The organism is Nocardia brasiliensis IFM 10847 (genome assembly GCF_000710915.1).
Taxonomy (GTDB): domain Bacteria; phylum Actinomycetota; class Actinomycetes; order Mycobacteriales; family Mycobacteriaceae; genus Nocardia; species Nocardia brasiliensis_A.
This window is the reverse complement of sequence record NZ_BAUA01000192.1, coordinates 98,894-104,893: the sequence shown is the minus strand read 5'-3', so window position 1 is coordinate 104,893 and position 6,000 is coordinate 98,894. Positions and strand designations below refer to the sequence as shown.

General features: G+C 65.9%; 7 protein-coding genes. 4 read left to right on the top strand and 3 right to left on the bottom strand.

Annotated features, from left to right (window positions below):
- Together NBRGI_RS37900 and NBRGI_RS37895 are read right to left on the bottom strand one after the other, a co-directional pair.
- Positions 1-538, bottom strand: a 538-nt coding sequence (locus NBRGI_RS37900; RefSeq protein ID WP_036562327.1) for a histidine phosphatase family protein, incomplete at its 3' end; no start/stop codon positions are given.
- A 110-nt stretch (positions 539-648) separates the two neighbouring features.
- Positions 649-1,056, bottom strand: coding sequence for a RidA family protein (locus NBRGI_RS37895; protein WP_029902285.1), 408 nt, complete (start codon positions 1,054-1,056; stop codon positions 649-651).
- Positions 1,057-1,153: 97 nt separating this feature from the next.
- Here NBRGI_RS37895 and NBRGI_RS37890 point away from each other — a divergent pair, with 97 nt between their 5' ends.
- Positions 1,154-1,531, top strand: a complete 378-nt coding sequence (locus NBRGI_RS37890; protein WP_029902283.1) for a winged helix-turn-helix transcriptional regulator — start codon at positions 1,154-1,156, stop codon at positions 1,529-1,531.
- A 295-nt stretch (positions 1,532-1,826) separates the two neighbouring features.
- On the opposite strand, the gene NBRGI_RS37885 is transcribed toward NBRGI_RS37890, so the two are convergent.
- The gene (locus NBRGI_RS37885) at positions 1,827-2,474 is read right to left on the bottom strand and encodes a TetR/AcrR family transcriptional regulator (protein ID WP_029902281.1); all 648 of its coding nucleotides are present in this window, start codon (positions 2,472-2,474) and stop codon (positions 1,827-1,829) included.
- Positions 2,475-2,542: 68 nt separating this feature from the next.
- On the opposite strand from NBRGI_RS37885, the gene NBRGI_RS37880 reads away from it, so the two are divergent.
- From NBRGI_RS37880 to NBRGI_RS37870, 3 genes are all read left to right on the top strand, one after another.
- Positions 2,543-4,075: a flavin-containing monooxygenase gene (locus tag NBRGI_RS37880; RefSeq protein WP_029902279.1), complete on the top strand. Its 1,533-nt coding sequence runs from the start codon at positions 2,543-2,545 to the stop codon at positions 4,073-4,075.
- A 73-nt stretch (positions 4,076-4,148) separates the two neighbouring features.
- A complete protein-coding gene (locus NBRGI_RS37875) occupies positions 4,149-4,979 on the top strand; it encodes an SDR family NAD(P)-dependent oxidoreductase (RefSeq protein WP_029902276.1) in 831 nt (276 codons plus the stop codon).
- A 14-nt stretch (positions 4,980-4,993) separates the two neighbouring features.
- On the top strand, positions 4,994-5,908 hold the full coding sequence (locus tag NBRGI_RS37870; protein ID WP_029902274.1) for an alpha/beta hydrolase: 915 nt from the start codon (positions 4,994-4,996) through the stop codon (positions 5,906-5,908).
- Positions 5,909-6,000: the final 92 nt, after the last annotated feature.

The following is a 6,000-nucleotide window of genomic DNA, read 5'->3' as shown; positions in this document are numbered from 1 at the left end:
TGGCTTGGAAGCGGGCGTAGGCGAGGGAGTCGAGGGGGAGGTCGGCCCAGGCGGCTAGGACGAAGGTGAGGGTGCCGCCGTGGGTGACGATGATTTGATGAGTGTGGTCGTGTTGCAGGATCGAATGCATTGCGGCGTAGACGCGTTCGCCGAAGGTGTGCATGGTTTCGGCTCCGGGGATGCCTTCGTCGTGGTGTAGGCGGGGACCGGTGGCGGGTGGCGGGATGAAGCGTTCGCGGAGCCAGGATTGGGGTTTTCCTTCGGCTTCGCCGTAAGACTTCTCGCGCAGTCGCTGGTCGAGTACCGTTGGCACGGAGAAGGATTCGCCGATTGCGTCGGCGACCTGGGTGCAGCGCCTCAGGTCGGAGGAGAACAGTTCCGGGGCAACGTCTTCGGGGATCTGCTGGCGTAGCGCTCGCGCGATCGACTGTGCCGCTTGGCTTCCCGCCTCGGTGAGCGGGGAGTCGAACCAGCCGCCGACCACACCGTCGAGGTGATGCCGGGACTCGGGGTGCTGCACGACGTAGACGGTCCGCATCGGATCAAAGGTACTCGGAAACATCTGGTCAGCTGCTCACCAGGTAATGGTGGCGGCATCCGCCGTGAGCCCACCGAGGATTACCTGGTGATCGAGGGACCTGCCCGGAATCATGCGAGGACCGCGACGGCCTCCACCTCCACGAGGTGTTCTGGGATGTCCAAGGCGGCGACACCGATCAGCGTGCCGGGCGGCGCGGGGGTGCCGCCGAGTTTCGCGGCCGCGCGGGTGACGCCTTCGAGGAACTGGGGCATTTTCGCCGGCGTCCAGTCCACAACGTAGACAGTCAGTTTGGCGATATCGGCGAAGCCGGCGCCGACTCCGGCGAGCGCGGTGGCCACGTTGAGGTAGCACCGTTCGACCTGGGCGGCGAGGTCCCCCGCGCCGACTGTCGTGCCGTCGGCGTCCCAGGCCACCTGCCCGGCGAGGAAGATCAGCTTCGATCCGGTCGCGATCGACACGTGGTGGTAGGCGTCGACGGCAGGGAGGCCGCCGGGGTTCACCAGGGTGATGGTCATGCTCGATACCTCTCGTGGTCTCTTGTGGTTACTCGGAAACCGTAGGAGAGTGTCGTCCGACGTGGAAGAACGCACTTTTCGGTGACTGGAGAACCTGATGGTGACCAAGCAGTACAGCGGGCCGGACGCGGCGGATCTGCGGCGCGCGGATTCGCTGGCCCGCGAGATCTTCTCCGATGTGGCGAACAAGTGGGCGCTGCTGATCATCGAGGCGGTGGGTGAGGGCACGCTCCGTTTCAGCGAGTTGCGCAACGAGGTCGAGGGCATCAGCCACAAGATGCTCACCCAGAATCTGCGCATGCTCGAGCGCAACGGACTGCTCGCGCGCCGCGTCTATCCGACGGTGCCGCCGCGGGTCGAATACACCCTCACCGCACCGGGCCAGGACCTACGCGAAACGGTGCACCGCATGTGCGACTGGACCCAGAAACACCTGTCCCACATCGAATCCGCCCGCCGAACCTTCGACGCCTGAGCACACTTGGGCCATGAGAGCGCCCCGCGCCTATCCGACGCCCGAGCAGGCCCCCGGTAAGCGAGAACGCGGTCAACGACTGAGCGAGTCCCGGAGCCTCATTCGCTGACCGGGCACTATCCCCCTGAGCGGCCGCCGCCCGAGAGCGCCCTCGCGCAATCAAGTCCAGAGCAAGCCCGGCTTCCTGAGCACGCCGCCCGCAGGCAAGGCCCGAGCAAGCCCGCGCCCTGGGAACGCCTTCGCTTACCGAGCGCACCCTCGCCTTCCGAGCCGGAACTTCACCCCGGCCCCGCGCTCAGCGCGTGGAGTCGACCTGACTGTCGCGCAACGCCGCGGACAGCTCCGGGCTCAGGGCGAGGGCGGGCAGGGAGTCGACGATCAATTCGACGAGCTGCTCTCGGGAGACGGGTTTGTCGCTCATCCAGGTGAGAATCGTTTCTTCTACGAACGCGATCCAGCCGCGGACGGCGAGGGCCAGGCGGGGGCGATCGGGGTCGTCGAGCGGGATCGGGATTTCGGTGAGCACGATTTCGGCGATGGCGGAACGGGATTCGTTGACGTAGGTCATCACGCCGGGGTTGTAGCTGGAGGGTCCGCGCAGGATGGCGTGGTAGGCGGCGCGGTTTTCTTCGACGTAGTCGACGTAGCGTTCGACGGAGTCGCGCAGCATGTCGAACAGGCCGAGGCTGCGGTCGGGCGCGGTGGCGGTGAGAAATTCGGCGCTGACCTGCCGGGCGATGGCCTCGTGGAATTCGTTCTTCGAGGTGAAGTAGTGGAACAGCAGGCCGCGGGAGATGCCGGCCTGCTTGGCGATGTCGTCGACGGAGATGTCTTCGAGCGCTCGTTCGGCAAGCATTTCGGCGCCCAGGGTGATCAGTTGCAGTCGGCGCTCGTCCGGACTGAGCCGGACGCGCTTGGTCTCTCCTGAACTACTGGAACTCACATCGACATCCTACTGAACGTGATTCAATACTGTTGACTGCTGCTCAATAAGCATCTACGCTCGGTTACATGAGTCGCAAGGTTACAGACAAAGCTGTCGGCGACCGGTCCGTCCGCCGAGTCAAGACGATCATCATCGGCAGCGGGTTCTCGGGCCTCGGTCTAGCGATCCGGCTGAGTCAGCAGGGCAGCAACGACTACCTGGTGCTGGAGCGCGGCCACGATGTGGGCGGCACCTGGCGGGACAACACCTACCCGGGCGCGGCCTGCGACGTCCCCTCGCACCTGTACTCGTATTCCTTCGCGCTGAACCCGGATTGGTCGCGCTCTTTTTCCCGGCAGGGCGAAATCCAGCAGTACATCCGGGGTGTCGCGGAAAAGTACGACGTACTGGACAAGCACATCTTCGACTGCGACGTAACCAGCGCGCGCTGGAACAACGACGACGCGCAGTGGGAGATCGAATCTTCGCAGGGCCGCTTCGTGGCCGACACCGTGGTCTCCGCGATCGGCGCGCTGTGTGAACCCGCGCTGCCGGATATCAAGGGCATCAACGACTTCCAGGGCGAGGTCTGCCACTCCGCGCGGTGGAACCACGAGCTCGACCTGACCGGCAAGCGGGTCGCGATTATCGGCACCGGCGCCTCGTCGATCCAGATCGTCCCGGAGATCGCGCCGAAGGTCGCGCACCTGGACGTCTACCAGCGCACGGCCCCGTGGCTGCTCCCCCGCATGGACCGCCCGTACACCAAGATCGAGCGACTGGCCTTCAAACACGTGCCCGGCTTCCAGCGCCTGTCCAGGGCCGCGATCTACGCCGCTCGCGAGACCCAGGTCGTCGGCCTGGCGAAGTTCCCCGCGCTGATGCAGGCGTTCGAGCTGATCGCCAGGGCCAAGCTGCAGTACGAGGTGCGCGATCCGCAATTGCGCGCCAAGGTCACCCCGAACTTCCGGATCGGCTGCAAGCGCATGCTGATCTCGAACAACTACTACCCCGCGCTGAGCAGGGACAACGTGGATGTGGTGACCGACGGCATCGCCGAGGTCCGCGCCAACTCGATCGTCACCGAGGACGGCACCGAGCGCGAGATCGACGTCCTGATCGTGGCGACCGGCTTCCACGTCACCGACTCCCCCGCGTTCAACACCATCGTCGGCCGGGACGGTCGCACGCTCAGCGAGGTGTACGACGAGGTCGGCCAGCAGGGCTACAAGGGCGCGGCCACCGCGAACTTCCCGAACATGTTCACCCTGCTCGGCCCCAATGTCGGTCTCGGCCACACCTCGATGGTGTTCATGATCGAGTCGCAGCTCAACTACGTCGCCGACGCGCTGGCCACGATCGACCGGCTGAAGTTGCGCACGGTCGAGGTCCGCCGCGACGCCCAGCAGGAATACAACGTCGATCTGCAGAAGAAGCTCAGCAAGAGCGTCTGGCTCAACGGCGGCTGCGCCAGCTGGTACCTGGACAAGCACGGCAACAACACCACGCTGTGGCCGGATTTCACCTTTGAATTCCGTAGGCTGACCCGCAATTTCGACCTGTCCGCCTATGAAACGACCTCCGCCCGAGCCGATCTGAAAGTGGGAGCTGCACAGTGAATGAGCGAAGCGAACGAACCGTGTGCCAGCGCGCCTTGCGCACCGCGGAACCGAGCGCCAGCGAGGTGCAGCGGTGAGCAATGACGCTTACTTCCGAGGCAAAGTCTGTGTGATCACCGGTGCCGGTTCCGGCATCGGACGCGCACTCGCCGAGAATCTCGCCAAGCGCGGCGCCAAGCTCGCGCTCTCCGATATCGACACCGATGGTCTCGCCGAGACCGTGGCCCGCTGCGAGAAGCTGGGCGCCGAGGTGAAATCCGATCGGATCAACGTCGCCGAGCGCGAAGCGGTCCTGCTCTACGCCGACGCCGTGAAGGCGCATTTCGGTGTGGTGCACCAGGTTTACAACAACGCGGGCATCGCCTACCACGGTGACGTGGTCAAGACCGAGTTCAAGGACTTCGACCGGGTCATGGACGTCGATTTCTGGGGCGTCGTGAACGGCACCAAGGCATTCCTGCCGTTCCTGATCGAGTCCGGTGACGGCCATGTCGTGAACGTGTCCAGCCTGTTCGGTCTGATCGCGGTGCCCGGCCAAAGTGCCTACAACTCGGCGAAATTCGCGGTGCGCGGCTTCACCGAGGCGCTGCGCCAGGAGATGCTGGTCGGCAGGCAGCCGGTCAAGGTCACCTGTGTGCATCCCGGCGGCATCAAGACCGCGGTCGCGCGCAACGCCGGCTACGCCGAGGGCATCGATGGCAAGCAGGCCGCCTCGCTGTTCGATTCGAAGATGGCCATCCACACCCCGGAGATGGCCGCGCAGACCATCACCGAGGGCGTGCGCAAGGGCCACGGCCGGGTGCTGATCGGCTTCGAGGCCAAGTTGCTCGACCTGTTCGTGCGCGTCACCGCGTCCGGCTATCAGCGCCTCGCGACCGTCGTAAACCGCCAGATCCTACCCTGATTCGAGAATCACCCATGCGGGATGTCAACCTTCCGCTGCCCGTCGCACGGACGCTGCTGTGGCCCATTTTTCGTGTCTCGATGAATGTCCGGACACCGTGGCCACTGCAGCGTCTGCTGCTGGATGCGGGCGCGAAAGCCCAACTGGTGCCCGCGGGCACCACCGTGCATCGGCTGCGCCTGGGCGGCCGTCCGGCCGAAAAGCTCACGGCCACCGCGAATCCCACGGGTGCGGTGCTCTATCTGCACGGCGGCGGCTACACCATCGGCTCGCCGGCCACGCACCGCTCCCTCGCCGCCCGGCTCGCACATGAAACCGGTTGCGCCGTCTACGTTCTCGACTACCGCCTGGCACCCGAGCATCCGTTCCCGGCCGCGCTCGACGACGCCGAGGCCGCGTTCCTGGAGCTTGTGCAGAGCGCGGGCTATCGCCCGGACGAGATCGCGCTGTCCGGCGATTCGGCCGGTGGCGGCCTGTCGATGGCGACCGCGCAGCGTTTGATCGCGCGCCACGGGCACGCCCCGGCCGCGCTGGGACTGATCGCGCCGTGGACCGACCCCAACCAGATTCCCGAGCGCGCCGCCGACCTGGTGATCAACCGCCCGTGGTCGCGCGCCTGTGCGGCCGCCTACCTCGGCGACGGCGATGCGAGTGATCCGGGTTACGCCCCGCTCACCGGCGAATTGACCGGTCTGCCGCCGACCTACGTGCAGGTCGACGTCAGCGAGCTGCTGCACCCGCAATGCGTGGATCTGGTGGCCGCCTTGCAGACCGCGGGCGTGTCGGTCCGGTACACCGAAACCCGGAATCTCTGGCATGTCGCCCAGTTGCAGGCGGGGCTGGTCGCACCGGCCGCCGCGGTGCTCAGCGAGCTGGCCGAGTTCCTGCGCGAAGCGATTCAACCTGCCGCACTGCGCGATTTAGGATAGCCACGAAGCGGATCCGCGCCGGGCAGTCACGCACGGGTCCGTTTCTGGTGGTCGACCTCACGGCCCTGACCAAGGTGTCGTAGATTACTGAC

Excerpts from the sequence above, each read along its gene's own strand:
- NBRGI_RS37895 (WP_029902285.1), bottom strand. The coding sequence starts at position 1,056 with ATGACCATCACCCTGGTGAACCCCGGCGGCCTCCCTGCCGTCGACGCC.
- NBRGI_RS37890 (WP_029902283.1), top strand. The coding sequence starts at position 1,154 with ATGGTGACCAAGCAGTACAGCGGGCCGGACGCGGCGGATCTGCGGCGC.
- NBRGI_RS37880 (WP_029902279.1), top strand. The coding sequence starts at position 2,543 with ATGAGTCGCAAGGTTACAGACAAAGCTGTCGGCGACCGGTCCGTCCGC.
- NBRGI_RS37870 (WP_029902274.1), top strand. The coding sequence starts at position 4,994 with ATGCGGGATGTCAACCTTCCGCTGCCCGTCGCACGGACGCTGCTGTGG.